Origin of the sequence: Pseudoalteromonas sp. NZS71, assembly GCF_015864715.1 — a bacterium.
Taxonomy (GTDB): Bacteria; Pseudomonadota; Gammaproteobacteria; order Enterobacterales; family Alteromonadaceae; genus Pseudoalteromonas; species Pseudoalteromonas arctica.
The window spans coordinates 1-26,832 of record NZ_JADYWS010000020.1 but is presented as its reverse complement, the minus strand read 5'-3'; the positions used below and the strand labels follow the sequence as shown (position 1 = coordinate 26,832).

26 protein-coding genes are annotated in these 26,832 nt (G+C 38.2%); 14 read left to right on the top strand and 12 right to left on the bottom strand.

Annotation, left to right across the window (positions count from 1 at the left end; translation table 11 throughout):
• Positions 1 to 207 precede the first annotated feature (207 nt).
• The 3 genes from I6E85_RS13900 (at position 208) to I6E85_RS13890 (ending at position 4,991) form a co-directional block, all read left to right on the top strand.
• Positions 208 to 1,506: a PAS domain-containing methyl-accepting chemotaxis protein gene (locus tag I6E85_RS13900; protein WP_024589255.1), complete on the top strand. Its 1,299-nt coding sequence runs from the start codon at positions 208 to 210 to the stop codon at positions 1,504 to 1,506.
• 154 nt (positions 1,507 to 1,660) lie between these two features.
• Positions 1,661 to 3,817, top strand: a complete 2,157-nt coding sequence (locus I6E85_RS13895; RefSeq protein ID WP_024598260.1) for a TonB-dependent receptor — start codon at positions 1,661 to 1,663, stop codon at positions 3,815 to 3,817.
• Positions 3,818 to 4,028: 211 nt separating this feature from the next.
• Entirely contained in the window at positions 4,029 to 4,991 is a 963-nt protein-coding gene (locus I6E85_RS13890; RefSeq protein WP_024598259.1) for a TDT family transporter, read from the top strand.
• A 2-nt stretch (positions 4,992 to 4,993) separates the two neighbouring features.
• Here the strand turns inward: I6E85_RS13890 and I6E85_RS13885 are convergent, their stop codons facing one another.
• Complete coding sequence (locus tag I6E85_RS13885) at positions 4,994 to 5,185, bottom strand: DUF2986 domain-containing protein (RefSeq protein ID WP_024597023.1); 192 nt, start codon at positions 5,183 to 5,185, stop codon at positions 4,994 to 4,996.
• Positions 5,186 to 5,434: 249 nt separating this feature from the next.
• Here I6E85_RS13885 and I6E85_RS13880 point away from each other — a divergent pair, with 249 nt between their 5' ends.
• A complete protein-coding gene (locus I6E85_RS13880) occupies positions 5,435 to 6,922 on the top strand; it encodes a dipeptidase (protein WP_024597024.1) in 1,488 nt (495 codons plus the stop codon).
• A gap of 70 nt (positions 6,923 to 6,992) precedes the next feature.
• On the opposite strand, the gene I6E85_RS13875 is transcribed toward I6E85_RS13880, so the two are convergent.
• Together I6E85_RS13875 and I6E85_RS13870 are read right to left on the bottom strand one after the other, a co-directional pair.
• Complete coding sequence (locus tag I6E85_RS13875) at positions 6,993 to 7,778, bottom strand: putative porin (protein ID WP_024597025.1); 786 nt, start codon at positions 7,776 to 7,778, stop codon at positions 6,993 to 6,995.
• A 114-nt stretch (positions 7,779 to 7,892) separates the two neighbouring features.
• Positions 7,893 to 8,660, bottom strand: coding sequence for an EAL domain-containing protein (locus I6E85_RS13870; RefSeq protein WP_197237029.1), 768 nt, complete (start codon positions 8,658 to 8,660; stop codon positions 7,893 to 7,895).
• 218 nt (positions 8,661 to 8,878) lie between these two features.
• On the opposite strand from I6E85_RS13870, the gene I6E85_RS13865 reads away from it, so the two are divergent.
• Entirely contained in the window at positions 8,879 to 9,058 is a 180-nt protein-coding gene (locus tag I6E85_RS13865) for a 2TM domain-containing protein (protein ID WP_081709133.1), read from the top strand.
• A gap of 404 nt (positions 9,059 to 9,462) precedes the next feature.
• Here I6E85_RS13865 and I6E85_RS13860 read toward each other — a convergent pair whose 3' ends face one another.
• The 3 genes from I6E85_RS13860 to I6E85_RS13850 form a co-directional block, all read right to left on the bottom strand.
• Positions 9,463 to 9,903, bottom strand: coding sequence for an OsmC family protein (locus I6E85_RS13860; RefSeq protein ID WP_197237038.1), 441 nt, complete (start codon positions 9,901 to 9,903; stop codon positions 9,463 to 9,465).
• 124 nt (positions 9,904 to 10,027) lie between these two features.
• Positions 10,028 to 10,168: a DUF2256 domain-containing protein gene (locus I6E85_RS13855; protein WP_081709132.1), complete on the bottom strand. Its 141-nt coding sequence runs from the start codon at positions 10,166 to 10,168 to the stop codon at positions 10,028 to 10,030.
• A gap of 2 nt (positions 10,169 to 10,170) precedes the next feature.
• Positions 10,171 to 11,694: a cryptochrome/deoxyribodipyrimidine photo-lyase family protein gene (locus tag I6E85_RS13850; RefSeq protein ID WP_024589248.1), complete on the bottom strand. Its 1,524-nt coding sequence runs from the start codon at positions 11,692 to 11,694 to the stop codon at positions 10,171 to 10,173.
• A 120-nt stretch (positions 11,695 to 11,814) separates the two neighbouring features.
• On the opposite strand from I6E85_RS13850, the gene I6E85_RS13845 reads away from it, so the two are divergent.
• Genes I6E85_RS13845 through I6E85_RS13825 form a run of 5 tightly spaced genes read left to right on the top strand, consistent with a single transcriptional unit; the run spans position 11,815 to position 16,822 of the window.
• Positions 11,815 to 12,423 (top strand): flavin reductase family protein, encoded by a 609-nt coding sequence (locus I6E85_RS13845; protein ID WP_024589247.1) that lies wholly within the window; start codon positions 11,815 to 11,817, stop codon positions 12,421 to 12,423.
• 32 nt (positions 12,424 to 12,455) lie between these two features.
• Positions 12,456 to 14,123, top strand: coding sequence for a YHYH protein (locus tag I6E85_RS13840; protein ID WP_024589246.1), 1,668 nt, complete (start codon positions 12,456 to 12,458; stop codon positions 14,121 to 14,123).
• Between the two features lie 9 nt (positions 14,124 to 14,132).
• A complete protein-coding gene (locus I6E85_RS13835) occupies positions 14,133 to 14,663 on the top strand; it encodes a hypothetical protein (protein WP_024589245.1) in 531 nt (176 codons plus the stop codon).
• Positions 14,663 to 16,108, top strand: a complete 1,446-nt coding sequence (locus I6E85_RS13830; RefSeq protein ID WP_024589244.1) for an ATP-binding protein — start codon at positions 14,663 to 14,665, stop codon at positions 16,106 to 16,108. Before I6E85_RS13835 ends, I6E85_RS13830 begins: the two co-directional genes overlap by 1 nt.
• Before the next feature lie 39 nt (positions 16,109 to 16,147).
• The gene (locus I6E85_RS13825) at positions 16,148 to 16,822 is read left to right on the top strand and encodes a response regulator (protein WP_024589243.1); all 675 of its coding nucleotides are present in this window, start codon (positions 16,148 to 16,150) and stop codon (positions 16,820 to 16,822) included.
• A gap of 27 nt (positions 16,823 to 16,849) precedes the next feature.
• On the opposite strand, the gene I6E85_RS13820 is transcribed toward I6E85_RS13825, so the two are convergent.
• Positions 16,850 to 17,707, bottom strand: coding sequence for a PA4780 family RIO1-like protein kinase (locus I6E85_RS13820; RefSeq protein ID WP_007376869.1), 858 nt, complete (start codon positions 17,705 to 17,707; stop codon positions 16,850 to 16,852).
• A 311-nt stretch (positions 17,708 to 18,018) separates the two neighbouring features.
• Here I6E85_RS13820 and I6E85_RS13815 point away from each other — a divergent pair, with 311 nt between their 5' ends.
• Both I6E85_RS13815 and I6E85_RS13810 read left to right on the top strand, forming a co-directional pair.
• Positions 18,019 to 18,294, top strand: coding sequence for an EF-hand domain-containing protein (locus I6E85_RS13815; protein ID WP_007581281.1), 276 nt, complete (start codon positions 18,019 to 18,021; stop codon positions 18,292 to 18,294).
• A gap of 12 nt (positions 18,295 to 18,306) precedes the next feature.
• Positions 18,307 to 18,768, top strand: a complete 462-nt coding sequence (locus tag I6E85_RS13810; RefSeq protein WP_024589242.1) for a hypothetical protein — start codon at positions 18,307 to 18,309, stop codon at positions 18,766 to 18,768.
• Positions 18,769 to 18,856: 88 nt separating this feature from the next.
• Here the strand turns inward: I6E85_RS13810 and I6E85_RS13805 are convergent, their stop codons facing one another.
• From I6E85_RS13805 to I6E85_RS13785, 5 genes are all read right to left on the bottom strand, one after another.
• Positions 18,857 to 20,236, bottom strand: coding sequence for a VCBS repeat-containing protein (locus tag I6E85_RS13805; RefSeq protein ID WP_024589241.1), 1,380 nt, complete (start codon positions 20,234 to 20,236; stop codon positions 18,857 to 18,859).
• A gap of 520 nt (positions 20,237 to 20,756) precedes the next feature.
• The gene (locus I6E85_RS13800; RefSeq protein WP_024589240.1) at positions 20,757 to 22,697 is read right to left on the bottom strand and encodes a bifunctional diguanylate cyclase/phosphodiesterase; all 1,941 of its coding nucleotides are present in this window, start codon (positions 22,695 to 22,697) and stop codon (positions 20,757 to 20,759) included.
• A gap of 262 nt (positions 22,698 to 22,959) precedes the next feature.
• Positions 22,960 to 23,805: a glutathione-dependent disulfide-bond oxidoreductase gene (gene yghU, locus I6E85_RS13795; protein WP_024589239.1), complete on the bottom strand. Its 846-nt coding sequence runs from the start codon at positions 23,803 to 23,805 to the stop codon at positions 22,960 to 22,962.
• Positions 23,806 to 23,882: 77 nt separating this feature from the next.
• The gene (locus I6E85_RS13790) at positions 23,883 to 24,464 is read right to left on the bottom strand and encodes a rhomboid family intramembrane serine protease (RefSeq protein ID WP_010555361.1); all 582 of its coding nucleotides are present in this window, start codon (positions 24,462 to 24,464) and stop codon (positions 23,883 to 23,885) included.
• 116 nt (positions 24,465 to 24,580) lie between these two features.
• Positions 24,581 to 25,264: a type 1 glutamine amidotransferase domain-containing protein gene (locus I6E85_RS13785; RefSeq protein ID WP_024589238.1), complete on the bottom strand. Its 684-nt coding sequence runs from the start codon at positions 25,262 to 25,264 to the stop codon at positions 24,581 to 24,583.
• 157 nt (positions 25,265 to 25,421) lie between these two features.
• Between I6E85_RS13785 and I6E85_RS13780 the strand changes: the two genes are divergently transcribed.
• Together I6E85_RS13780 and I6E85_RS13775 are read left to right on the top strand one after the other, a co-directional pair.
• The gene (locus I6E85_RS13780; protein ID WP_010555363.1) at positions 25,422 to 26,345 is read left to right on the top strand and encodes a LysR family transcriptional regulator; all 924 of its coding nucleotides are present in this window, start codon (positions 25,422 to 25,424) and stop codon (positions 26,343 to 26,345) included.
• A 106-nt stretch (positions 26,346 to 26,451) separates the two neighbouring features.
• Positions 26,452 to 26,832: helix-turn-helix domain-containing protein (locus tag I6E85_RS13775; protein WP_197237028.1), on the top strand; the 381-nt coding region annotated here is incomplete at its 3' end.

Here is a 26,832-nt window from a genome sequence, read left to right as displayed (position 1 = left end):
TGTTTTTGTTAGGTTTTTAAAATGTTAATTAGAAGAAAATACTACTTAACATTCATAAAATAAAAAAACTATTTATAAAGCAGGCGTCTACAGGGTATTAAATATTAGCCGAAAGGTTATTTAAAGCTTATATTTACAGTACAGCTACATATTGATATCACATTAATTTGCTAATTTTTGTACTAATTTACTCCTTAAGGTTTTTATATGTTTGGTATTTCTAAAAGAAACGCAAAAATTGAAGAAATGGAGCTTCAATTAATTCAAAAGCAATCTATTTTATCGGCAATTAATAAGCACGTTGCTTATATAGAGTTTACACCTGATGGAATAATATTAGACGCAAACCAGTTGTTTTTAAAAACGATTGGGTATAGCAAAGAGAAAATAATTGGTAAGCATCATCGTATGTTTTGCGAACCTGAATATGCAAAGTCAAACGAATATAGTCAATTTTGGCAAGCATTAAAAACAGGGAATTCTAAAGCAGGCTCGTTTTTAAGGTACAAAGCTAATGGCGATAAGCTTTGGCTTGAGGCAACTTACTTTCCTGTAGAAGAGCGCGGCGTAGTCACCAAAGTTATTAAAATAGCCTCTGATATTACGACCAGTTACATACAAAGAAAAGCGCAAGAAGCTATTGCAAATGCACTCGACAAAGCCTTGGCTACAATAGAGTTTACCCCAGAGGGTAATATTTTAAAGGCGAACCAAAACTTTTTAGCAACAATAGGTTATAGCTTAAAAGACATTGTAGGCAAGCATCATAAAATGTTTTGTACTAAAGTGTTTTATGAGAAAAACCCACGCTTTTGGAGTGAATTAGCGCTGGGGCAGTTTAAGTCAGGAAAATTTAAACGTATTGCCGCCGACGGTTCAGAAATTTGGTTAGAAGCAACTTATAACCCAATTTTAGATAGCAAAGGTAATGTAATTAAAATAATTAAGTTTGCATCAAATATTACCGATCGAATTAATAATAACAGTGCAGTGACAGAAGCCGCTGCAATAGCACATGAATCGGCGGTAGCTACTGCTACAACCGCTAAAAAAGGCTCTGAAATACTACAAAGCTCTATAGCGAACTCCGACGCCATTGTAAGCCAAGTACTTAAATCGGTAGATTTAATAAAAAATCTTAATGAACAGTCTGCGGTCATAGGTTCCATTGTTTCGACAATTAGCAGCATTGCGGATCAAACTAATTTACTGGCACTTAATGCCGCAATAGAAGCAGCGCGTGCTGGTGATTATGGTCGAGGTTTTGCTGTAGTAGCTGATGAAGTAAGGCAGCTTGCAGCCAGTACGAGTCGATCTACTAATGAAATAGCAAGTGTTGTTAAAAATAACCAAGAGCTCACTAATGATATATCAAAGCAAATAACGTCAGTTTCAGACTCATCAAAACAAGGAAGAGAGCTTATTGCTAATGTGTCTGAGGTTATTAAAGAGATTGAACGTGGAGCCGATATTGTTTCTCAAACGGTAGCTAAGTTAAATACTTAGTTAATTGCATGTTCCTATGTTTAAAGCTGCCTTCTTATGTGCTCAAACACACCTAACAACATTTTAAATTGATAAAGTGCGACAATATGTCGCGCTTTTGCTTTTGCAGTTCACACTATAATTACGCCAATTATTACAGTGGCATAAATTAACAATGGTTTATAAAAGCAAAACTCAAAAAACTTACTTACTTTCCCCTGTCGCACTTTTTATTAGCGGTGTGCTATCTACTTTTGCATTTGCCGACGATACGTCTTTAGAAGTAATTGAAGTACACGGACATGCTCAAAATAAGCACTTAGCACTTGGTTCGTCAGAATCGTTATTAAGTGATTTAGGTGTCGACTTTTCAGCTGCGGGCGGCGTATCTAACCTACCTATTTTAAATGGTTTAATGGGCGACAGAGTTAAAGTGTTAATTGATGGCGCAGATGTAACCGCTGCATGCGCTAATCATATGAACCCGCCACTTTCGTATATCTCGGCTAATCAAATTACGTCTTATAATGTGGTTGCAGGCGTGTCGCCAGTGAGTGCGGGCGGCGATAATATTGCTGGCGTAATAAGCGTTAATTCTATTTCACCACAGTATAGCGATAGCAATGAATTAGGTTGGCACTCAGGTTATGTGTCAGCAAAGTACAGTAGTGTTGATAACGGACGTAAGCTTGGCGTAGGTGCACGTTTAGCAAGTGACAAGTTTAGTCTTAATTACCAGGGGTCGTTTAGTGATGCAGGTAGTTATGAAGACGGTAACGGCGATGTAGTGTTAGATACATTGTATCGAGCACAAAATCATAGTTTAACCGCAGCTATGCGCGATGATAAACAGCAATTAGTTATAAAGCTAACGCATCAAAAAATCCCATATCAGGGATTTGCAAATCAGTATATGGATATGACCGATAACACCAGCTACGGTGCAATAGCTCAATACAAACGCTCCTTTGAAAACAGCGAGCTTGAAGGGCAAGTCAACTGGCATAGCGTAAAGCACGAAATGGGTTTTTTCAGTGAAGAAAAAACAGGCATGATGCCAATGAAAACTGATGCACAAGATATAAGTTCGCAGTTAAAATGGCGTATTGCGCTAGATAAAAACAGCAGTATTTTACTCGGCCAAGAATATTACAATTACAGCGTTGATGATTGGTGGCCAGGTATTGAAGGCTCAACCATGATGGGACCAAACGATTACGTAAATATAAATAATGGCAAACGAGAGCGCATAGCAGCATTTGCTGAATATGAGAACCCAATAAATACAAAACTGTGGTTAAACGCAGGCGTACGTATTGAAAGTATTAATACCCAAGTAGGTGAGGTTCAGCCTTACAACGACGGTATGAGCATGATGGATATGGACGATATGAGCAGTATGGATACTATGACCATGAGCGATACGTCTACAGATAATACAGTTGCTGCACAGAACTTTAATGCTGGCGACAGAGATAAAACCGACACTATAGTTGATGCTAACTTATTAATTAACTACCAAATAACAAATTATGATGAGCTGCAATTTGGTCTTGCCCGTAAAAACCGCGCGCCTAATTTATACGAGCGATACAGCTGGGGCGTAAGTAATATGGCAACCACCATGATTGGTTGGTATGGCGATGGTAATGGCTATATTGGTAACCCTGATTTAGACGTTGAAACAGCGCATACTTTAAGTGCTACTTATATTAAATCGGCTAAAGATGACCGTTGGCGATTAAGCACCAATGTTTGGTATACCGATGTGAATGATTATATTGATGCTGATATTGTAAGAAGCTTCAATAGTTATGACTTGGACAACACTGCGCGTAACATTTTGCAGTTTACTAATGTAGATGCCATTTTATATGGTGCTAAAATAGATTTAACAGCCAATATTTATGAATCTAAGGATTTAGGTAACTGGCAGTTACACGCTAATGTTACTAATACGAGAGGCAAGCGCGACGATACTAACCAGCCGCTTTATCAAATTAAACCACTGCAAACCCAGCTAGGTATTAGCCAGCAAATAGGTCGGTTTGAAAACGCATTATCTTGGCAGTGGGTAGATACTAAAAGCCGTGTAAATAATAATCGTTTTGAAAACCAAACAGACAGCTACAGCTTGGTTAATTTAAGCTCAAAAGCCACATGGGATTCATTAACGCTAAGCGCAGAAGTGAGTAACGTGTTTGATGAGTACTACCAACTCCCACTAGGCGGCGTAAGTATTGCAGCACTTAAACAAGATAGCAGCAACGGGTTTGAACAACTTGCTGGGCAGGGGCGTTCATTTAATGTAAGCATTAGTTACGCGTTTTAACTAAATTAAATTTTAAAATAAAGTAAAAGCCATAACTGTGTTATGGCTTTTTTCATACGCTTTAATATGTAAGCCGTAAACTTATTTTTATGAAATATTTGTACGCAAAAAGCGTTCTATTAAGCACGCTTGTACTAATTTTACAGCGTTATTTTAAGGCAATGCAGTAAAAAGCAGTAACTTGTTCATCACCCAATGATTAGGAAATACAGTGTTTAAGCAATTTAAAAATAAAGTGATGGGTGCGCCAACAGCTATGGCCGGTTTAGCTTTGGGTATTGCCAGTATGGGGGGGACATGGGAAAACGTTTTTAATTTAAACTCCCAAGGGCAATTTTTGGGAGCGGTATTAGCTGGCGTATTAGTTTTACTTTTGGCTGCTAAGTTTTTACTACACCCTCATTTATTAAAAGCCGATTTAGCACACCCAGTTGCAGGAAGTGTGATCCCTACATTTGCAATGGCTAATCTTGTTATTTCAAACTCAATTGGGCAATTTAACCCATTGGCTGGTGATATTATGTGGGTTTTAGCTTTTGTGCTGCATCTCACATTTTTGGTGAGCTTTTTATACCAGCGAGCAAAAAAGTTTAACTTTGAGGATATGGCGCCCAGCTGGTTTGTGCCACCAGTAGGGATAATTATTGCAGATGTTACTTTTTCGGGAAATCCGACATTAGCGTGGTTAGCTTATAGTGCGCTGGTTATTGGTATATCAACGTACGCGATAATGCTGCCAATTATGTTTTATCGTTTTTTATTAGCCTTAAAAAGTGACTACGAAATACAGCCAACACTTGCCATTTTAGCTGCGCCTGCCAGTTTAACATTAGCGGGGTATTTTCATATTGTAGCTAATCCATCACTTGTTATAGTGGGGGCATTATTTATATTAGCGATAATAAAAACACTGATTGTTTATGTGTTATTTATAAAGTTATTAAGCAGACCTTTTACGCCGAGCTACGCTGCTTTTACATTTCCAATGGTTATTGGGGCAACTGCATTATTTAAAATGGCTGATTGGATGCAAAGTATAAACCTCGCAATGCCATATGTAGATACAGTTAATTACTTAGCTACGTTTGAACTTATAGTTGCCACGACAGTGGTATGTTATGTAAGTGGTCGCTACTTTTGCCACTTTAAATTATCAAAGCAACAGGTAACATAAAGCTACTCTTGGGTTGCCTGTGGCTCATTACTTTCTTGTTCAGCTAGTTTTTCGCGCTCAGCTTTTGATACATAAGACGGTTTGTTGCTTTTATGCAATTTAGCGTTAGTGCGTTTATCTTTTTTTTGAAATTTAGTGACGATTTTTTTACGACGGTTCACAATTAAATACCCTGTTAATTTTAAGTCGCGCATTATACAGTCATCCTCATAAAAGCTGCTATATAAATATTTAACATGAACTCTGGGCAAGAGATTTACTTGGCCTATTGCAAGTAAGTTCAACGCAGTTAGCGCTGAAAATAGCTGCTTGAGATAGATTTATTATCCAGAGTTCCGGTTATTTACCTTAAGTTACCTGTGTGTTTGGCGTAAAGAGCTATAAGTAGGCACTTCATAGCGTTATAATTACCGCTCTTAGTTATTAATTAAATGGGAATTGTTTTGAAAAAGTTAGCTTTAGCCAGTATTGCTTTATTTGCATTTGGCGCTCATGCGCAGTTAAATAAAAATATTGATAGCGTTGCCGATTACGCAGTAAATACCTACCAAAATGCTCAAATACACACACTAACTAACTTAGTGGCTTTTCCGACGGTTAATAAAAGCGACATTAGCACTCCTCAAAATCCCGATTTTATTGGCTTTAAAGCACTTTTAAAAATGAAAGCCGCAGAGCTTGGTTTTGACTACCAAGATTTAGGCTACACCGTATTAATTGGTATGGGCGAGCAAAGCGAAAAAGTAACGGTAGTAACCCACGGCGACGTGCAACCTGCTAATGCAAGCAAATGGAAACAAAGCCCTTTTATTATTGATACATCTGAACCGGGTAAATTAGTTGGTCGTGGTACTGAGGACGACAAAGGTGCAATAGCAACAGCGCTTTACGCCATGAAAGCAATTAAAGATAAAGGCATAGAGCTTGATAACCGCATAGAGCTGATGATTTACCTAGCTGAGGAATCTGACTGGGGCCCATTGACCGAGTTCATGAAAACTTACGATCAACCAAAGTATGCCGTAACCATTGATGCATCATACCCTGTAGTGGTTGCCGAGAAAGGCTGGAGCTTAATTGCACCTACTTTTAATGCAACATCACCACAAACGGGTTTATATGTAAAGGATGTAACTGGTGGTGCGTTTAGAAGTCAAATTCCAGAAGATGCCAGCTTAGTGCTTCACAATGCAGACGCGGCACTTATTAATACATTAAAAGCAAAAGCTAAAACATTAAATAAAGTTGAATTTAACTTTAGTGAAAAAAGTAATGGCTTAGCAATAAGCGTTAAAGGTATGTCGGCGCATTCATCTGAGCCGGAGTCGGGTATAAATGCTATTGCTTATTTAGCTGAGTTATTTAAAGGTGTGGAGCTTGAAAATAACAGTGACGGCGAGCTAATCGACTTTGTGAATCAGTTAATTGGTTTAGACATTCACGGTAAACAATTTGGCGAAATAGCTTACAAGCACGACTTTATGGGCCCAATGACAGTGGCACCAACCGTTATTGAGCGCGATGGTAATGCGCTAACACTTGCTGTAAATGCACGTCGTCCAATGGGTAAAGATGAAGCTGTATTACAAAAGCAAATTGATGATGCACTCGCTAATTGGCAAGCTACTAACAATGTAACACTTGCTAACATAGAAACAATTATTGGCACACCTATGCTACTTGATGGCGCGCCACATGCGCAAAAGCTGCTTGATATTTTCAAGCATTTTACGGGCGACGAAAAAGCTGACTTTGTATCAATAGGTGGTGGCACTAACGCAAAGCTGTTTGATAATGCGGTATCGTTTGGCCCTTCAATGCCGGGTAAGCGCTACACAGGTCACTCAGAGCATGAATTTATGACACTTGAGCAACTTGAACTGAATTTACGTATGTACACAGCAATGATGATAGAGCTTGGTAATATGTAGTTATAGTTGTTTAGTAAAAGCCGCCTTGGTTAACTGAGCAGACCCAGCAAGGCGGCTTTTTTTGTGTTTATTAAAACTGGGCTACAAAGCTAAGGTTGTATACATCGTAGTTATCATTATCAGTGTAATTAGCTGTGAAGTAGTAGCTATCATTAATAAAGTACTTACCTTCAATAACTAAATCAGAGTCGTTTGAGCCAATACCGACTGCAACATGTTTATTGAAGTAATAGTTTGCGAGCACATTAAAAACTGAGTCGTCGCCAACATCTAGATAGTCAACATTTACAGCAAAATAGCTGTCATCATAAAGATGGGCAAAGTAACGTGATGATAGGTCCCACGACTCTGTTTCATCATCTGTTTCAACAGTAAAACCAATGTAGTCGGTGTCGTTAATTTCATGATTATACTGAGCTTTAAACAAATAAACTGTATCGCTATATTCATAATCTAACATACGTACAGATACTTTTAGTGAATCAGCAAATAAGTAACCTAAACCTAGTGAATAGTTGTCGGCATCACCAATATTAGGTAGTTCAAAAGTTGCAAAAGCATTGCCGTAAAAACCTTCTCCAAAAATACCTTTTCCACTATAACCATCTGAATTAAAATAATTTAAGCCTATATTGCTATCTGTATCTAAGTAGCCAAAATCATCCCACACACCTGAATTTTGCTGCTTCTCAAAGTAATAGTGAGTTGATAACCCGTACACATCATCGTTGTAATAATCAGAATCAATTTTTGCGTAGTTTATAGAGTTAAACCATTGTTTTGATTCTGACTGCTCAGCGTTTACAGACGCTGTGCAGCTAAGTGTGAGTAAAGTGAGTGGCATTAAAAAGCGCATAAGTATCCCTTCTTATAATTGAGTAAACTTGTTACTAAAATGGGTATTATATTAATGCAGTTTTATAAGGAAATTAAATAATTGTAATAAAGTGTTTGCATATTGTAGGTTTTCCTAATTAAAAACGTAGGTTACCTCAGGCAAGTTTTCGAAGCTTGGTTTGGCAAATAAATACCCTTGCATAAGCTCAACACCTGCGTTTTTTAGCCACTTATATTCTTCTACTGTTTCAATTCCTTCAGCCAGTGCGGTAATGTTTAAGTCGCGAAACATATTTAAGCAATGAGTTACTATTAATTGGCGTTTTTTATCGTTGTTAATATTGCGTATGAGCGCCATATCAAGCTTGATAATATCTGTTTGAAAGTCAGCCAGTAGATTTAAACCAGAATAACCTGCACCAAAGTCATCGGTAGCCGTTTTAAATCCGAGAGACTGGTAGTAATCAACAACGCGTTTAATGTGTGCGGTGTCTTCTATTTTTTCTACTTCAGTAAATTCAAACATAATATTTTGAATAGGAAAGTTATACTTTTTTGCAGCTTCTAGTGTGGTGCGTATACATCGTTCTGGTTTATAAATAGCATTAGGTAAAAAATTAATACTTAGCATTGATGTTATGCCCAGCTTTGCGGCTAGTTGAATGGCTTTAATACGGCAAAGCTGATCAAATGCATAGCGGTTGTCTTCATTCACTTTTGAAATAATTGAATAAGCAGACTCGCCATTTAAACCTCTAACCAATGCTTCATAGCCATAAATTAGGCGAGTTTTACAGTTTATAATCGGTTGAAAAGCCATAGAAAAATCAAATTCAAGATCGTTGGCGTCAGCACAATTACTACATGTCACTTTTTCACAATCTTTTGATTTTTCGCTCATTTAGGTCATCCTTTTATGTTTATTTGTTTAGGTTAGTTGAGATTAGATTCTAACACAAATAGATTAAAGTATTGTTTTTTATGTTTTTATACATAATAAATAACTATGTAATTAAATGAAAAGTGATGACTAATGTCAGATCACTTAGTGACATTTAGCAGGTGTGTACGTTGCTTATTAAAACAATAATAGCGACATACATTACTTGGAGAATATAAATGAGCAATACAGTGACATTAGGCAAAAAAATTAAAGGATATTTACTTATTTTAACTTTGCTAAGCGTTATAAATTTGCTAACTTCGCCTAGCTATATATGGGTAGTATGGCCAGCAATTGGGATGGGAATAGGGCTTGTAGTAAGTACTTTGAGTTGGAATAAACCTAGGGCGTGTTGATTTTTGTGGATTGAAATTTGTTCAATCTAGGGGCGATTTAATCGCGGCGTGAGGTTTGTAACCTAGTGGGCTCGATAACTGCTCCTGCGTTATTCTACTGGCTTACATCCATGTAAGAATAAGTAAAAACCGAGCAACAAAGAGTCAATCGTCCCTAGAAAGAACCCAAAGGGCAGCGCATGTTTGGCATCTATGCTGCGTTATCGCCTATTAATGGGGAATAACCACACAACATAGGCTCTGCCTTGCCTAAATACCAAACACACTGCTGCAAATTCAACCACCAAATAACAACACGCCCTAGAGATATTTCTTTATAATAAGCAAGCCAAGTAATTACTTACTTGGCTTTTTTAGTAAGGAACTGTCTAAATAGTTAAGTCTAAATAGTTAAGTCTAAATATTTAAAATGCTGATTGAAGTGTCGCATCTAGTGATATTTCGGTATTTAAGAGTTTTGAAATAGGGCAGCTCTTTTTGGTTTGCTCACATAAGGCTTGAAACTGCTCGTTTTGAATATCATCAATACGCGCTTTTACCTCAAGGGCAATATGCGTTACCGAAAAGCCATCATCTACTTCATCAAGGCTTACGGTGGCTTTAGTATCAATTTTATCTGCTGTAAAACCTGCATCACCTAATACAAGCGAAAGCGCCATACTAAAACATGCACTGTGCGCCGCACCTACTAATTCTTCAGGATTTGAGCCTGCCTCATCTTCAAAGCGAGTATTAAAGCCATAAGGTTGTTTATTAAGCGCACCACTTTGAGTTGAAATGCTACCTTTGCCTGTTTTAATATCGCCAGACCATGTTGAGCTTGCCGTCTTTTTAATCGTCGTCATCATCTTCTCCTTGCTTGATTGTAAGCTTTTCAGGTTAGCTAAGCGTTATTTACAAAATAAGCTTACATAAAGCCTTAAAAGCAATAATTACTGATGATGTTGCAAAATAGACGCCAGTTAATTGTTATCTCTGTTTATTTCGCTTACAGCGCTCTGAACAGTAAATAACGTTATCCCAGTCGCGTTGCCATTTTTTACGCCAAGTAAAAGGTTTATTGCAAGTGGGGCATATTTTTTGAGGTAAGTTTAGTTTTTTGTGCGCCATACTTACTTAGTCTCACAATTACTTTTAGTATCCGTTTTATTTTTTGCTTGGCTTGTTTTTGGTGTAATTGCTACGTGCCTTCTAAGAATCCTCCCTATGGCGCTTTTAACATCGGCTCGCTCACGATATTGCCATAAGCGCTCGCGTGCTTCTTTTGAGGCCGCTGTTAAATCAAGTATGGGTTCGGGATAATCCTCCCCTAACTTAAAGTCGTTAAAGAGTGCTTCCATCGCAGTTTGCTCCCAAGGTTGATGTAAATATTCAATAGGGAGTTTTTCAAGCTCGGGGCACCACTTTTTAATAAACGAACCTGTTGGGTCTTGATCTTCTGATTGTTTAATTGGATTGTAGTGCCTAATGGTATTAATGCCTGTTACCGAGGCTTGCATTTGAATTTGCGGGTAGTGAATCCCTGGTTCAAAATCTAAAAAGTAATTAGCGAGCGGAAAGCTTGCTTGCTGCCAGCTTATATTTAAATGATGCGTTACAAAACTTACAAGCATGGCGCGCATTCTAAAGTTTATGTAACCGGTGGCTTTTAAGCAGCGCATGCAAGCGTCAATAATGGGAATACCTGTTTGACCTTGCGCCCAGCGTTCAATATCGTTTTTAACATGTTCATCATCGCGATACGGAAATACGTGATAACCCGGATTAAGGGCTAAAAACTCCATAGAACATTCGCTCTCAAACTTTTGCATAAAGTGGCAGTGCCAATGCAAGCGCGATACAAACGCAGCAAGCGGGCGCTTCCAGCCTCTTTTATCAGGGTGTTTTGAATGATATTCATCAATGGCCATTTGATACACTTGCCTAAGGCTAATGTTCCCCCATGCTAGGTACGGCGAAAGTCGGGAGCAATGTGTTTGGCTTAAACTTGGGCTCGATATTCCTTTTTGATAACCTTTACCGCGCTCGGCAAAAAAGCTCTGCATTACAGTTCGCGCATGCAGCGGGCCACCTTGTTGAAAGCTGTCGTGATCTTGCGTGTAAGCGCTTGGTAGCTCAGGTGTTTGGTAGTTATTGAGGGTAATTGTTTTTATACTCTTCCAATTAGGAACAGCAATAGGTGCTTGCATTGTTTGCTGCCAGCGTTCGTTCCAATTATTACGATTTTTTTTGCCGCGAATAACCGCGCCTGTTTGCGACTCTTGCCAGTTAATGTGGTTATGCTGGCACCAGATTTTAATAGCTTTATCGCGCTCAAAGGTATTGTTTAAACCTATTTCTTGATGGCTAAAAATATTAACTATTTCAAACTGTGCCTTTAACGATTCAAGTAAATCGTTCATATTTAAATTAAAGATATAAACACAGGCGTTAAAACGCGCTAGCTGATTATTTAACTCAACTATTGATTGATACACAAAGCGCCAGTGCCGCTCATTGTAGTGTGCATCTTCGAGCAATAATGGCTCAAAGTTATAAAGTAATAGGGTAGGTAAGCCATTACTGAATGCATTTTTTAATGGTTGATGATCGCTAAGACGCAAATCACGTTTAAACCACACGATGTTTATTTTCATATAATTTGTTTATTGCTTTAAATAGAGATAAAAATTAGCTTGTTATTTAACTGAGTGAGCCAAACCTATACGTAACTAACTTGAATTAAGATTTAGTTTTAATGTATTAAAAGGAAAAGTATGTTTTTAGATTTAACTGTAAATAAAGAGCTTAATGTTTATTCGTATTTAGTTGGCGGGATCAGCCCTCGTCCAATTGCATGGATAAGTACATTAAGTAGCGACGGTGTGGCTAATATTGCTCCTTACTCATTTTTTACAGTAGCGAGTTGTAACCCACCAGTATTGAGTGTGACGCAAGTAAATCCACGTGATAAGCCAAGTAAAGATACATTAATTAACTTATTAGCGACTAAAGAATGTGTGATTAATATTGTGAGTCATGAGCAGGTTGAAAAAATGAATCAAAGCTGTGCTAATTACCCTAGTGATGTTAGTGAGTTTGATGCTGCAAATATAACTAAAATTGATAGCCAAATGGTCGCAGTGCCGAGTGTTGCTGATTCAAAAGTACGCTATGAGTGTAAGCTACGTGAAGTTATTACTATTTCAAGCGAGCCTGGCGGCGGACAAATGATGTTGTTAGACATAGTGGGTATTTGTGTTGACGATGAGATGTTTGTTGACGGTTATATTGACCCAACACTTTTAGATGCGGTAGGTAGAATGGGTGGGGATTACTATGCAACCACTAAAGACAAATTTGTACTTAAACGACCACAAATCTAGTTTTATGTTTATTCTTCCTTAGTTTGTGCACATTGTTTGCACTTTTACTTGTTAACTTTGTTTTATTAAACGTTAAAGTAAAGGTTCAAGCATTGAAAACACTTCTTAAAACAAAAGCCTCTAATGTAACTAAGTTATTTGCGTTAAGTGCGCTTTGTATCGCTTTAAGCGCATGTAACAGCGATTCTACAAGTACTACAACAGACGGCGAAACGGTCAGTAATAGTGCTCCAACGGTTGACGCCGGTATTGACCAAACTGTTAATGCAGGCGATACCGTTTATTTAATTTCAACAGTTGAAGATGATGGCGAAGTATCTGTTAGCTGGTCACAAACATCAGGCACTTCAGTTAGCTTATCTTCAAGTACTGCAACTTCTACTGAGTTTGTTGCCCCTGAAGTATTAACCGATGAAGCACTTGTATTTGAAATCAGTGCAGATGACGGCACAAACGATGTCGTTGTAGATACAGTTATAGTTAATGTTATTGCTTCATCAGGCTCGGGCTCAGATACTGGTACAGTTGATAATAGTGCAAAACTTACCAGCTGGTTAATTAATAACGATACAACCTCTACCTACATACAAAATAATGGTGCAGTGGTTGAAGACGTGCAATCGGTTGAGGTTGTTACTGTTGCACAAGACGATGCTGACGTTGAATACATGTACGTGCAAACTACTGACATTCCTAAATATGATGTAACGCTTACACAAGACCAAGTAGACGCGTTAAATAACCGCCCGCGTGCAGCTACCGATTTTTATAACGGTGTAACCTCAGCAGCAGTAGGGCAAACCATTTCGTTTGGTGAAGATATTGGCTATAACAGTAGCACTGAAAACTGTGATGACACAGGCGGTGCAGGCTATTGGCCTCCAGGACCAGGTTGCCCGACAGAACAAACAGTTGAGGCGTATTTTCCGATAACACCTACCGATTTATCTGACACTGAAACTTGTGAAACAGGTTTAGGTACAGTTGGCTTAATGGTTAATGGCACCAGTATATTTAACTGGGGCGATGGTATGAGCTACGGTAATAATATTTGGTATACATTAGCGCCCATTGCTGAACAATATGATGTTGATGTGTGTGGCGGACATGCTGCTAACGGTGAATATCATCACCATTTTTATACTAGTTGCTTAGCTGATTTACTTGAAGATGATGGCGATGCGCATTCACCTATTTATGGGTTTGCAGCTGATGGTTATCCGCTTTATGGTCCTTATGAAAGTAACGGTCAACTTGCATTAAGCGGCTGGGAAATGCGTGATTATGGCGCATCAGAAAGTGAAGGTGGTTGTGGTACTGAAGGTGAGCGAAGCTGTACTTTAGTCGATCAATACGATGTTAGCCAAGGTACACAAACAAGTGATGCAGGTCCTGCTATTGGCGCAGAAGTAACGACGCTCTCTGGTAATACATTAAATGCCGACGATGGTTATTATTTTGAAGATTTCTACTACGCACAAAAAACAGTAACCGGTGCTCAATTAGATGAGCATAACGGCCACGATACTAACGATGGCAAGGGTTATCACTACCATATAACACTAACGTTAGACAGCGATGGTAAATTACAGCCTTCTTTCCCTTATCAAATAGGGCCTCGTTTTAAAGGTCAATTAGCCGATAATTCAATTGGTCGCTGTGATACGGGCGAAACAATGGGTCCACCACCGGGAATGTAAGGAGTAACTATGCGTTATTTTAAATACGCATTGATCCTAACTACTGCTGCGCTATTGAGCTTTAAGCTCTTTGCGCAGCAGGAAATGATGGATCATAGCCATATGCCTATAGCAGTGCCAAGTGATACGCCAATCCCGGCATTGAGCCTTAAGTTATTAAAAGATAGTATGTCGGGTTATAACTTAATTTTAGATACGCAGCGCTATGATTTATCTGTACCCCCTGAGGGCGCAATGAACATGCAGCAAATGATGAGCGTTACTACAAACGATGACACGGGCTTTTTACAAGGTCATGCTCATTTATATATAAATGGGGTTAAAATACAGCGAATTTACGGACATGCATTGCATTTACCTGCTAACTTATTTAAAAGTGGTATAAATACCGTATCGGTTACTTTAAATAATCATGGTCATATGTATTGGACCGCTCAAGGCAAAAAAATAGTTGCTACATTGTATGTTAACGATCAAACCAAAGAGTTTATAACATACCGTTTTGAAAGCTTTCCTAGCAAGGTTGAAAACACGCATTAATGAAAATTCATAATAAACTTTTTTTAATACTATTTAGTTTTACTTTTAGTGTTATTGCAGGGCTGGTGGTACTTATACAATGGAGTATAGGCCAAGGCGTAATTGATTTTGTTAATGCAAAAGAGGTAAAAGCGCTAGAACCACTTGTTGTGCAACTTGCAAAGCAATACGAAAAAACCCCATCATGGGAACGTGTTGTCGGCAATGGCGAAAATTTTAGAAAACTTGTTGAATCGCAGTTAGAAAACAGCCAGTTTTTACCTAGGCCACCAGAAGGTCCAGGCCACAGAGGAGGAATGATGCGACGCCCGCCACCCGATCATATTCGTTTAGGGGGAGAGCGCCGCCTACCACCTGAAAATATTGCTCACTACGCTTTGCTTGACGAAAATAAGCAGCGAGTAGTGGGTAGATACCTCAGCGATTTAAAATATATAACAACCCCAATTACAGTGGGCGATAAAACAGTGGGTTACTTAGCTGTTTCCAAAAGAGATAGCTTGGTCGATGGTTATGAGCTTGATTTTTTACAGCAGCAAACTAACTATTTATGGTTTATTGCTTTAGCTGCGGTATTGCTTACATTGCTAGTTACCTTTTTATTGTCTCGCCACTTAGTTAGCCCAGTAAAGCAAATTGCTAACGGTATGCATCGCTTAACGCAAGGCAATTACGAGACCAAACTTACGCTTGAGCGAAAAGACGAATTAGGCCAGTTAAGTGAAGATTTTAATATCCTTGCATTTACACTCGCTAAAGATGAGCAAGTACGTAAACGTTGGCTAGCTAATATTTCTCATGAGCTTAGGACGCCAATGAGCATTTTACTCGGTGAGCTTGAAGCTATGTTACTTGGCATACGCGAGCCTAATGCAAAAAATATTAATTCGGCTAACGATGAGGCTTTGCATTTAAAACGCTTGATTGATGATTTACATATGCTTAATAGCGCAGAGTTAGGGGGTATGCATTACACTATGCAACCTACTGATATGGCTTTATTATTAAATACTATTGAGCAAAAATATCAGGTTATACTTGAGCAGCACAATATAAAAATTTACTTACTAAATAGCGCTAAACACATAACTGTACAAGCAGATAAAACACGCCTTTTGCAGCTGCTCGATAATATTTTAATGAACGCGGTGCATTATGCACAATGCACAACTATTTCATTAACGGCTAATAATATAAGCATTAAAGGGCAAACCTACTTAGAGCTTATAATTGAAGATAATGGCGTAGGTGTAGAGCAGTCGCATTTATCGCATTTGTTTGAGTATTTATACCGAGTAGATAGTTCGCGTAATCGTCAAGAGGGCGGTTCGGGCTTGGGCTTATCTATTTGCCAGCATATAGTTAAAGGCCATAATGGTGAAATAGCTGCTGAAAAAGCCACTTTAGGCGGTCTTGCTATTATTATTAGATTGCCAACTATTTAGTTTATAAAAATAAAGTTGAGGTTACTTACAGAGATGCCTATGAGTGAACAAATACTGATTGTGGAAGATGAAGTAAAGCTGGCTAACTTAATGAGTGACTTTTTAAGTAGCCATCATTTTGTTACTCATCAAATACATCACGGAAATGAAGTATTACCTTGGCTTGAAATTAACAGGCCGAGCGTAATTTTGCTCGACATAATGCTACCAGATCAAAGTGGTATTGAACTATGTAAAGCAATCAGGCGCTTTTCAAATGTGCCTATTATTATGGTATCGGCAAAAGTAGAAGAAATAGATAGGCTGCTTGGACTTGAGTTAGGTGCAGATGATTATATTTGTAAGCCGTTTAGTTATGCTGAGCTGGTGGCGCGAGTTAAAGCTATATTAAGGCGATTAAGTAGCGCAAGTGATGTTACAGAGTCAACAATGAAGCTTGACGAGAGCACCTACAGCGTAAAATACAAATCAAGCAGCATAGAGCTAACGAACTTTGAATTTCAGCTATTTAAACCTTTGTTTAACAACCCAAATCGTATTTATTCGCGCGATAGTTTAATGGACACTATGTACGCCGATCAGCGTATTGTGAGCCATCGTACTATTGATAGCCATATTAAAAAGTTGCGTAAAAAACTAGATGAAGTGACACAAACTGAAAGTGTTATTCAGTCTGTTTATGGGGTTGGCTACCGATTTGTGCACCCGCAGTAAGAGGTATTAGTGAGCTATGACGATGAGTTACTCATCATCGTCAGCATTTTTAATTCGCTCTAAACGGTCAAACTCTTCGTATTCGGCAGCTTGAATTTCATCAAGAATAGAATCTACATCAGCAAGTTCATCGCTGTCTTCAAATTCACCTGTAAGCGTTGAATTAGGCGTTAAATTGGCCTCTTCAAATAATGCCCACATTTCTTTAGCGTATTGAGTTTTTAGTATGCTTGGCGCAAATTCACCATAATAGCGGCGTATGTTATTTACATCGCGTGCAAACATAGCTTGTGCACTGTTATTTGCTGAAGCGTTAACTGCTTGCGGTAAATCTATAATTACAGGGCCGTTATTATCTACAAGTACATTAAATTCAGATAAATCGCCGTGTATTATACCTGCGCAAAGCATAAGCTTAATGTAATGCATCATGAGTTTATGCTGCTCAATCGCTTGCTCTTCACTAAAAACGACATGTCCAAGTTGAGGGGCTACGTTACCGTCCTCGTCCGACACGAGTTCCATAAGCAGCACGCCATCAATACAAAAATAAGTATCAGGAACACGTACACCCACGCCAGCTAAACGAGATAACGCATCAACTTCGGCATTTTGCCAAATCTCTTCTTCTAATTGACGGCCATAGCTAGAACGTTTACCCATAGCACGCGCTTGGCGTCCACCACGTACTTTTCGGCCTTCTTGGTATTGTGCCGCTTTTTTAAAGCTACGTTTAACCGCGTCTTTATACACTTTCGCACAGCGAATATGCTCACCACAGCGGACAATAAATACATCGGCTTCTTTACCGCTCATTAGTCGGCTTATAACTTCGTCAATAAGGCCATCATCAACAAGGGGTTGTAGGCGTTTAGGTATTTTCACAGATTGCCTGCTAAGTAGGGTTGGTTATTAATCATTATTTATGAAAGTGCTCTGTATTTGTTTGTTTAATTGGCTCAAGCAGTATATCAGCTTTGAGAATTAAGGGCAGTAACACTACTGCCTGAGAGTAATTAATCGTATTATTTTATTAGCTTATATATTGATTGCAAAGCAATCAACCAGAACTTTTTAAATAAGTATTTAGATTACTATTTTTTATCCAAATAATTTATTACTTCCTTATTATTTGCACATTGTTTGCGTTTTTAAAGCGTAAGCTTAGTTTAATTCTTAAATACGAGGTTATTACTATGAAGCATTTTTCAACTCTTGCCACTGTGGCAATATTATCTATTGCTTTTTCAGCTAATGTAGCTGCTCGAGGCGGTGACAATCCTCCTGAAAAACCTGATTTTTCAACTATTGATACTGATGGTGATGGCGTAATTAGCTTTGAAGAGTTTAGTGCTAAAAAACCGCCACACGGCGATGCACAAACAATTTTTGATTCTATAGATGCCGATGGTAATGGCGAAATTAGTGAACAAGAACTTAGCGATCATAAACCACCTCGTCGTGAACGCTGAAAGGATACTAAAATGATTAATAGTATTAACAGTAGTTCTGCGAGTTTTATGCCGCAACAAAGTAGTCAGGCTGCAAAGCTAACAACAGAGCAAAGCGATTTTGTTAAAGAAACGCTTGCAGAGTTTGACGCTGAAAACTTAACCGAAGAAAACGCGCAAAGTATTCAAGCGGCATTTAAAGAACAAGGTATTGAACCAACAAAAGAGCTTGCTGATTTAATGAGCGAACTTGAGTTTGATGCTAAAAGCATTGGTGATGCAGGACGAGTGGAAGGTCAAAGACCGCCACCGCCACCGCCGCCACAGAACTCATTAGAATCAGTAGATACAGACGAAGTAGTCAGCTACTTAGATGAGCTATTAACTGAGTATTCAAGCCAGTTGTCTGATGAAGATAAAGAATCAATCCTTGCATCAGTGCAAGAGAAGTTTGGTTTAAGTGAAGGCGATTCACTGCTAAATGTAACTGCTTAGGTGTTATAACTTAGAGTAAAGCTGACTGTTACTCGAAAGTCTTAAGTCCAAAGCCCAACGGTTAACTCTGTTGGGCTTTTTTATTGGCTTAATTTAAGCGTGTTTCTATTTTGCTGGTGCCATCTTCTTCGGTAAATTTAAATACAAAATCTTTTTTACCGTCTTGGTTTATATCTACTAGAAGAATATCTTTATTATTTTTAGGCAGCGTTAGTTTTAATTTTGTACGCTTATCATTTAGCAGTGAGTCTTGCTCTCCGTAATAAATATACAGCGTTTTTTTACTGTATTTGTATACTGCGTCAATATAGCTGTCGCCGTTAATATCACCTAAATATAGGGCTGGCTCGGAATCATCGCCGTTCATTCCCACTTCCATTTCTAAATCAAGTTCTATACTCGATTTATTGGCAAATGAGCCGTCGGGTTGCTGCTTATAAAGGTTCATTTCTACATCTACATCAGTACTGCCACCGCCCAATGCCATAGACGCGATAGTACCTAAGCCAATATCTAAATCCATTTTTTGTAAATCAATTAAGCCATCATTATTAAAATCAGTTTTGAGCAATAACTCACTAGGGCCCTGTGTTTCAAATAAGGTAATGGGCGTATTAGTAAAGCCTTTAGCACTTCCTAGGTACAAAGTATGTGCTATTTTTATATCTAGCGAGTCCATACCTTGCGTAGGCTTAAACTGTCTGGTTGTAAAATCTAGAAATCCGTCGTTATTAATATCAATAATTTGCTTTATTTTGCGAGTTTCGCCATTGCTTAGCTCGCCTAATTCGATGTTAAAATCAATTGAGGTGAGCTTTTGCTCAAAGCCTTCTGAATTAGCAAGTAGTACATCCGCTCCAAAGTCATTTGAAAAAACCAAGTCGTTCAACCCGTCGTGGTTAAAATCAATAACAACGGGTTTATTGTTAATATTAACTTCCAGAGAAAGTCCTTTTCCTGAAAAGCTACCTTCATACATAGGTGTTTGTTTAAATTTGTTAGGCTTAAAGCTGCCATCTTTATTTTGAATATATAAAGTACTGCTTGCTAACCCAGGGATGAAAATATCGCTTAGACCGTCATTGTTTGCATCGAAAACGAAGTCTACTTTTTCAAATTTATCTATTTTTAATTGATTTAGAACCGACTCATAATTAAACAATAGTGTTGGTTTACCAGCTTGGGCTTTGTATACGCCATCACTTGTTAGTACGAGTGCTTGTTTATCGGTAATGTTAACAAGTGTAGCCACATCAAACCCGATGGCATTTTTTGGTAAAGCAAGTTCACTACTTAGTGATGTGAGTAAATTAATGGCTTCTAATTGTTTTGATTCTTTATTATATGCAAATAAAATCTCTGAATCGGTTGATACTAATTCATCCGTTGTTTTTATTGCCATTGTTTGAGCTATAGCGCTAATGGGGGTAAGTAAAGTGATGAGTGAATAGCAAAGTGGTTTTATCATGCAAATTCCTTTTTTATATTTAGTTGTATAGTTACATTTATATCATTCACTTATATAAGCAGCGTCAGCGCGTAACTTTACGTATTATCCAGCGCTGGCGGTTTGCTAATTAGCGTAAATTTAAACGTAATATACATATGTAAGTTGGATTATATTTAGCCTACGCTAATTACTATGTACAGGGTGTAAGTAATTGTAAGATTATGTTTTAAGGAGGGCTTGTTGACCTTTAAGGATTGAAATTTGTTCAACCCAAGGAAGATTTAATCGCGGCGCGAGGTTTGTAACCTAGTAACAAAGAGTCAATCTCCCCTAGGCAGAACCCTTCGGGCAGCGAATGTTTGGTATTTATGCTGCGTTATCGCCTATTTATGGGGAATAACCACACTACATAGGCTCTGCATTGCCTAAATACCAAACAGTATGCTGCAAATTTAACCTCGAAAGATAAACAAGCCCTAATAAGAAAGGTAGTGCAAAACTCATATGGCAGTTAAGCGCTTTTAGCGGGTTTTGGTTATCAAAGGCACAGCTTATTTTGCTCATTTAAATAAGCATCTACAAAATCTACTTCTATCGGTTTTGAAAAGTAATAACCTTGCAGGTGAGATACACCAATATTAGTAAGCGTGTTTGCTTGTTCAATAGTTTCAACGCCTTCGGCAACAACAGTAAAATCTAAAGATGAGGCCATTTGTACAATTGCATGAATAATACTTAACCCTCTTTTATCCATATTTTGAATAAAACTTCTGTCTATTTTTACTATATCTACACCAATATCAAGCATGCTTGATAGTGATGAGTAGCCAGTTCCAAAATCATCAATTGAAATACAAAAGCCTTGTTTTTGTAGTGCTTTAACGGCTGTCAAAAACGTGAGTTTATCTTCGGCAAATACTGATTCGGTAATTTCTATATGCAGATCTTTAGGCTCTACTTGATGATTTTTTACTATTTTTAATACCTTAGTTACAAAATCTGGATCTTGTAATTGGATTACCGATACATTCACGCTTACTGCAATTTTCTCCGGTAAATGATTGAATTTTTTTGCTTGTATACATGCTTGATTTATCACCCAGAGGCCCATTTGGGTTATTAACCCGTATTGCTCGGCAATAATTATAAACTCATCAGGGAAAATATTTTCACCGTCTAATTGCCAACGTAATAATGATTCGAAAGAGGTTACTTTTGATGTTTTGCTATCTATAATTGGCTGAAATACTAGCCTTAAACTGTTTTCTTCTATAGCACTGGCTAACCGTCGACTCAACAGGTACTCTCTTTCTTGTTTTAATTTGAGTGAATCGTTATAAATATTGATGTTACCTTTAGCTATGCGTTTTTGGTGATACATCGCAGTATCAGCAGAGCGAATTAAGGTATTTAAGTCGTTCCCGTGCTCAGGGTACATGGCAATTCCAATAGTTGCTGATACCCATTTTTGATATTTATATGTTTCATGCTCGGCACCAATGCTTTGAAGCACTTTATTAGCAAACTCGATAAGCTCAGCTTGATTTTGATAGGTTGCTAAAATTAAAAACTCATCTCCGCCCCAACGGCATTTATAGAGTTGTTGGTTGCATACATTACTAATTCTCAGTGCTATTTCTTTTAATACTTTATCGCCTACTTTATGACCCAACGAATCGTTGATTTGCTTAAAACCATCTAAATCTACAAATAATAAAGCAAAGGGTTCTTTAGGATTATCTGCTAGTTGTTTGTTTGCATTTTTTAAAAATGCGGTACGGTTTAATAGATTTGTGAGTGGATCGGTATTCGATAAGCGGTAAATTTCTTCAGTGCGTTGCTCGACCTTGTTTTCCATTTCATTAAGCAGCTCTCTGTTTTGGTTTTTTAGCTTGATTGCACTGTGTGTAAATGTGGCTGATTTGTACGAAGAGGCAATCATAATTGTGGCAAAAGTTAAACCTAATAGCCCCAATATGTGATGGTAGTGATCGTTTGAAAGCGTTAGCAAAAAAGAGTAGGGGGCCAATAAAGTAAAGCTATATAAAACAGCTGTAAAACGACTACCAGACAGCAAATTTGCAGAGCCACCGGCAAGCGCTGATAAAATAGCAATGGTCGTAGTAACTTCCACCGTAGATGAAGTGCTATGAAACCAAAGAGCATAGCCACACCAAGACACGGCTGTTGATATACAGCCAATAGCAAAGCGATTTAGATAAAAATGTGTGTTGTAAGGTTGGCGAGAATTTTGAGCTTTCAAAAAAAGCCCTACATCAATAATGCGTAAAGTAAGCACGCACATCATTATACCTAACCAGACTACTTTATCGTGGTTGGTTTTCTCATTAGTTATATCAAAAGCAAATACCAAAGCAACGCTGACTAGTACAGAGACTGCAATTCCGGAAATAGCATTCGAGTATAAAATTTTGAGCGCTTCTTTTCGCTCATTATTACTTAAATTGTTATATGGCACTAATTAAAACCTTTTTCAAAAACAACCCCTAGGAAATTAAGTAAACCATTTAGCAAATTACACTAATGCAATACTGGTAATACAAAGAGCTTAATAAGCCTTTACGCAGCTAAATAAAACTTTAATGTAAAAGTAAATATAGTTTACGGGAGGGATAAAAAAAGTTTAAAAAGTAAAAAGGCCCAAAATAAATATTTATTTTGAGCCTTAAAATTATCAAGCAGGTTAAAGTGTTAACGACTTTACTTGCTGTTCTATAGATTTAACCTTCGAAATCGCTATCGTTATGGCGCTCTGCCATTTGCTCTTCTTCAGGACCCCATGTGCGATTTACGCGACGACCACGCTTTACAGCAGGGCGCTCTGATACTTGCGTAGCCCAGCGTACAACATGGGTGTATGAGGCAACATCTAAAAACTCTGCTGCATCATATAAAGCTCCAAGCACTAACGATCCGTACCACGGCCAAATTGCAATATCGGCAATTGAGTATTCATCACCTGCCATGTATTCATTTTCGCTTAAATGGCGATTTAACACGTCAAGCTGGCGTTTAGTTTCCATGGTAAAACGGTCAATAGGGTATTGCATTTTACTTGGTGCGTAGCTATAAAAATGCCCAAACCCACCACCTAAGTAAGGTGCTGAGCCCATTTGCCAAAATAGCCAGTTACGACACTCTGTTTTAGCTTTTAGATCTTTAGGTATAAGTACATCAAATTTTTCAGCTAAATACTGTAAAATAGAACCAGATTCAAAGATGCGAGTAGGCGGCGTGGTTGAATGATCCATTAGCGCTGGGATTTTTGAGTTTGGATTAATATCAACAAAGTCAGATCCAAACTGATCGCCATCACCTATGTTTATTAAATATGCGTCATAGTCTGCATCGGTGCAACCAAGCTGTAAAAGCTCTTCAAACATGATTGTAGCTTTTTGGCCATTAGGTGTCGCAAGAGAATAAAGCTGAAATGCGTGCTCACCAATAGGTAGAGTTTTGTCATGAGTCGCGCCTGCGATTGGGCGGTTAATGCTGGCAAACTTACCGCCACTTTCACTTTCCCACGTCCATACTTTTGGTGGCGTGTATTCGTTTTTATCACTCATAAATAACCTCTGTTAGATGAAATACATATATGGTAAATGTGGCCATAAAAAATTAATTAAAGGCCCTAATACTTAATTTACCGACCTTTTAATTTATCGGCTTTTGCTAATCTATAACCTAAAAACAACCCGCTTAGCGCTCCAAATAAATGGCTTTCAAACGATACATGATAGCGCTGAGGTAAAACACCCCATATAAAACCGCTATAAAGTATAGCCACTACAACTGCAATTATAATTGATTTTAATGAGCGTCTTACTAAGCCGTAGCATAGAATAAAGCCCCATAAACCATATATAACACCGCTTAAACCAACATGTATGTTACTGCGCCCAAATGCCCAAACTAACAGTCCACCAACTAGAGCGGTAAAAATAAATACGTTATAAAAACGTTTTACGCTGTACTGGCAAATTAGCCAGCTTAATACTACAAATGGGATCATATTACTGGCAAAGTGCCACCAGCTACCATGTAAAAAAGGTGCGCATAGTATGCCAATTAATCCTTGGATACTGCGTGGATATATGCCTAAACCATTAAGATTTATGCCAGGTAGACTATTGATCACTTGTAGTACGAAGCAAATAACAACAATACTAAATATTGCGAAACGGGTACTCGTTAGTAATGACAGTGTGGTTGGCTTGGTTGCCATATAATCGCCCTAATTGACTTTAAGAGTTGCCAGTATAGGAATTGTATTTGCTAATGAAAAGCAATTAAAAAAGCACAGCATAAAATGCTGTGCTTAATTTTAATTATTACTCACTATTAACCTAATTTAGTTAATAGTTTTTTTGCAGCTAGTTCAGAGCTTGCTGGGTTTTGGCCGGTAATTACTAAACCGTCTTCTAGTGCTAATACACCCCAGTCGTCAGTTTTTTGATAATCGCCACCTTTTTTAATTAGCTCGTCTTCAACTAAAAATGGCACGATATCGGTAAGTTGCACTGCAGCTTCTTCAGAGTTAGTAAAACCAGTTACTTTTTTACCCGCTACTAATGCATTGCCATCGGCATCTTTAACATTTAAAAATGCAGCACTTGCATGACATACCGCAGCAACAGGCTTTTGCTCTTTTACAAAGCTTTCGATAAGTGAGATTGAGTCAGTGTTATCAACTAAGTCCCATAATGGACCGTGACCGCCTGGGTAAAATACAGCGTCAAAATCGCTAGATTTTACTTCACTCAACACTTTAGTGTTTGCCATAAGTGTTTGTGCTGCGCTATCTGCGTCATAACGTTTTGTTGCATCTGTTTGAAAATCGACAAGCGTACTTGTCGGATCAATGGGTGGTTGACCGCCAGCTGGAGACGCTAATGTTACTTCAACGCCTGCATCAACAAATGCATAATAAGGGGCTGCAAATTCTTCTACCCAAAAACCTGTTTTTTCGCCAGTGTTACCAAGTTCTGCGTGAGATGTAAGAACCATAAGTATTTTTTTAGACATTGAATATATTCCTTCTGATGATTTGAATTAGTTTATCTTGCTTACCAATTACTATATGCACTAAAAGAGCTTTAAACAACGATGATAAATTTAACTTTATTGGTTTAATAATTGATACAATAGAGGGGTTGAATTTAAAACACGCTACGGAGCACATATGAAGGTGTCGTTTGAGCAGTTAAAGAGCATGGTCGTATTTGCGCAAATTGTAGAGCAGGGCAGCTTAACCGCTGCGGCTAAACAGTTAGGGCTTACGCGAGCCGTAGCAAGTTATCATTTAAAAAAGTTAGAAACCCAGCTTGAAGTCACTTTATTAAATCGCTCAACTCGTACCATGGCGCTGACTGAGGCGGGCATTGCTTATTATGAGCGTTGTAGAATAATTACCGAACAAGCTAATGCAGCTAATCAGCAAATAGAAAATATAAAGAGTGAGCCACAAGGTTTACTTAAAATTAGCTGCCCTGTGAATGTGGGAATGCAGCTAATTGTGCCCGCAATAAATACGTTTAAGCGCCAATACCCTAAAATTAAAATAGACTTACAGCTTACTGACGATGTGGTTGATATTATTAAAAATGGGTTCGATTTTGCAATTAGGGGTGTGGCACTGAGTGACTCCAACTTGCAAGCAACCAAGCTTACTACAATGAGCACTTGTATTTGTGGCGCGCCGGATTACTTTACACATTTTGGTAAACCTAAAACGCCTTTAGAATTGGCAGATCATCAATGGGTGGTTTATCAGCTAGGAAGTAAAACGTTAACACTTTCAAAAGATGGCAAAAAACACGACATTGCAATGCAAGGCGCCTTAAGTACTAATAACGCAGCTGCACGTACTGCCTTTGTAGAAGCGGGGCATGGCATTGGGCGTATTCCGCTTTACGATGCGTGGCCTAAAGTACAAGCTGGGCTACTTGAAATAATATTAGATGATTATAAAAGCAAAGATATTGAACTGTACGGGGTATTTCCGCCAGGAGCTGCGGGATCTAAAAAACTACGATTATTTATTGATTACTTAAAAGCGTATTTTGTAAAACAGCATACCGCCTTAGGTATGCTGAAAAGTGTTTAATTATTTTCGCCTAGATTCAAATTGTAAGTGCATAACTTGTTTTGGCTAGATTAAGTGGTCAGTTGCTCATAAGCTAACTGCTTTTTCTCCGGCAAGAGATTTTACAATGAGACATTACAAACAACTGACCTATGCGCAAAGATGCCAGATCGCCGTTCTAAAGAAAAGCGGTTTTACGCAACAAAGTATTGCTGAGCTAACTAATTTATCGCAATCTACGATTTCAAGAGAGCTTTCTAGAAATACAGGTAAGCGAGGTTACAGACACAAACAAGCTCATGAGCGGGCTTTGTTTCGCCGAAGAAGTGTAAGAAAACCGCTTAAGATGACACCTGAAATGATAGCTTTAATTACCCAGAAGCTTAATGAGAAGTGGAGTCCTGAACAAATAACGGGATGGTTACGCAAAGAAAGTGAACGGTCTGTCAGCCATGAATGCATTTATCTGTATATCTGGGGAGATAAAAAAGCAGGTGGTGAGTTATAC

Excerpts from the sequence above, each read along its gene's own strand:
- I6E85_RS13865 (WP_081709133.1), top strand. The coding sequence starts at position 8,879 with ATGAGCAATACAGTGACATTAGGCAAAAAAATTAAAGGATATTTACTT.
- I6E85_RS13825 (WP_024589243.1), top strand. The coding sequence starts at position 16,148 with ATGAGTGAACAAATACTGATTGTGGAAGATGAAGTAAAGCTGGCTAAC.
- I6E85_RS13870 (WP_197237029.1), bottom strand. The coding sequence starts at position 8,660 with ATGAGCGAAAAATCAAAAGATTGTGAAAAAGTGACATGTAGTAATTGT.
- I6E85_RS13790 (WP_010555361.1), bottom strand. The coding sequence starts at position 24,464 with ATGGCAACCAAGCCAACCACACTGTCATTACTAACGAGTACCCGTTTC.
- I6E85_RS13895 (WP_024598260.1), top strand. The coding sequence starts at position 1,661 with ATGGTTTATAAAAGCAAAACTCAAAAAACTTACTTACTTTCCCCTGTC.
- I6E85_RS13830 (WP_024589244.1), top strand. The coding sequence starts at position 14,663 with ATGAAAATTCATAATAAACTTTTTTTAATACTATTTAGTTTTACTTTT.
- I6E85_RS13845 (WP_024589247.1), top strand. The coding sequence starts at position 11,815 with ATGTTTTTAGATTTAACTGTAAATAAAGAGCTTAATGTTTATTCGTAT.
- I6E85_RS13900 (WP_024589255.1), top strand. The coding sequence starts at position 208 with ATGTTTGGTATTTCTAAAAGAAACGCAAAAATTGAAGAAATGGAGCTT.
- I6E85_RS13855 (WP_081709132.1), bottom strand. The coding sequence starts at position 10,168 with ATGGCGCACAAAAAACTAAACTTACCTCAAAAAATATGCCCCACTTGC.
- I6E85_RS13835 (WP_024589245.1), top strand. The coding sequence starts at position 14,133 with ATGCGTTATTTTAAATACGCATTGATCCTAACTACTGCTGCGCTATTG.
- I6E85_RS13785 (WP_024589238.1), bottom strand. The coding sequence starts at position 25,264 with ATGTCTAAAAAAATACTTATGGTTCTTACATCTCACGCAGAACTTGGT.
- I6E85_RS13815 (WP_007581281.1), top strand. The coding sequence starts at position 18,019 with ATGAAGCATTTTTCAACTCTTGCCACTGTGGCAATATTATCTATTGCT.
- I6E85_RS13780 (WP_010555363.1), top strand. The coding sequence starts at position 25,422 with ATGAAGGTGTCGTTTGAGCAGTTAAAGAGCATGGTCGTATTTGCGCAA.
- I6E85_RS13810 (WP_024589242.1), top strand. The coding sequence starts at position 18,307 with ATGATTAATAGTATTAACAGTAGTTCTGCGAGTTTTATGCCGCAACAA.
- I6E85_RS13875 (WP_024597025.1), bottom strand. The coding sequence starts at position 7,778 with ATGCGCTTTTTAATGCCACTCACTTTACTCACACTTAGCTGCACAGCG.
- I6E85_RS13885 (WP_024597023.1), bottom strand. The coding sequence starts at position 5,185 with ATGCGCGACTTAAAATTAACAGGGTATTTAATTGTGAACCGTCGTAAA.
- I6E85_RS13805 (WP_024589241.1), bottom strand. The coding sequence starts at position 20,236 with ATGATAAAACCACTTTGCTATTCACTCATCACTTTACTTACCCCCATT.
- I6E85_RS13850 (WP_024589248.1), bottom strand. The coding sequence starts at position 11,694 with ATGAAAATAAACATCGTGTGGTTTAAACGTGATTTGCGTCTTAGCGAT.
- I6E85_RS13860 (WP_197237038.1), bottom strand. The coding sequence starts at position 9,903 with ATGACGACGATTAAAAAGACGGCAAGCTCAACATGGTCTGGCGATATT.
- yghU (WP_024589239.1), bottom strand. The coding sequence starts at position 23,805 with ATGAGTGATAAAAACGAATACACGCCACCAAAAGTATGGACGTGGGAA.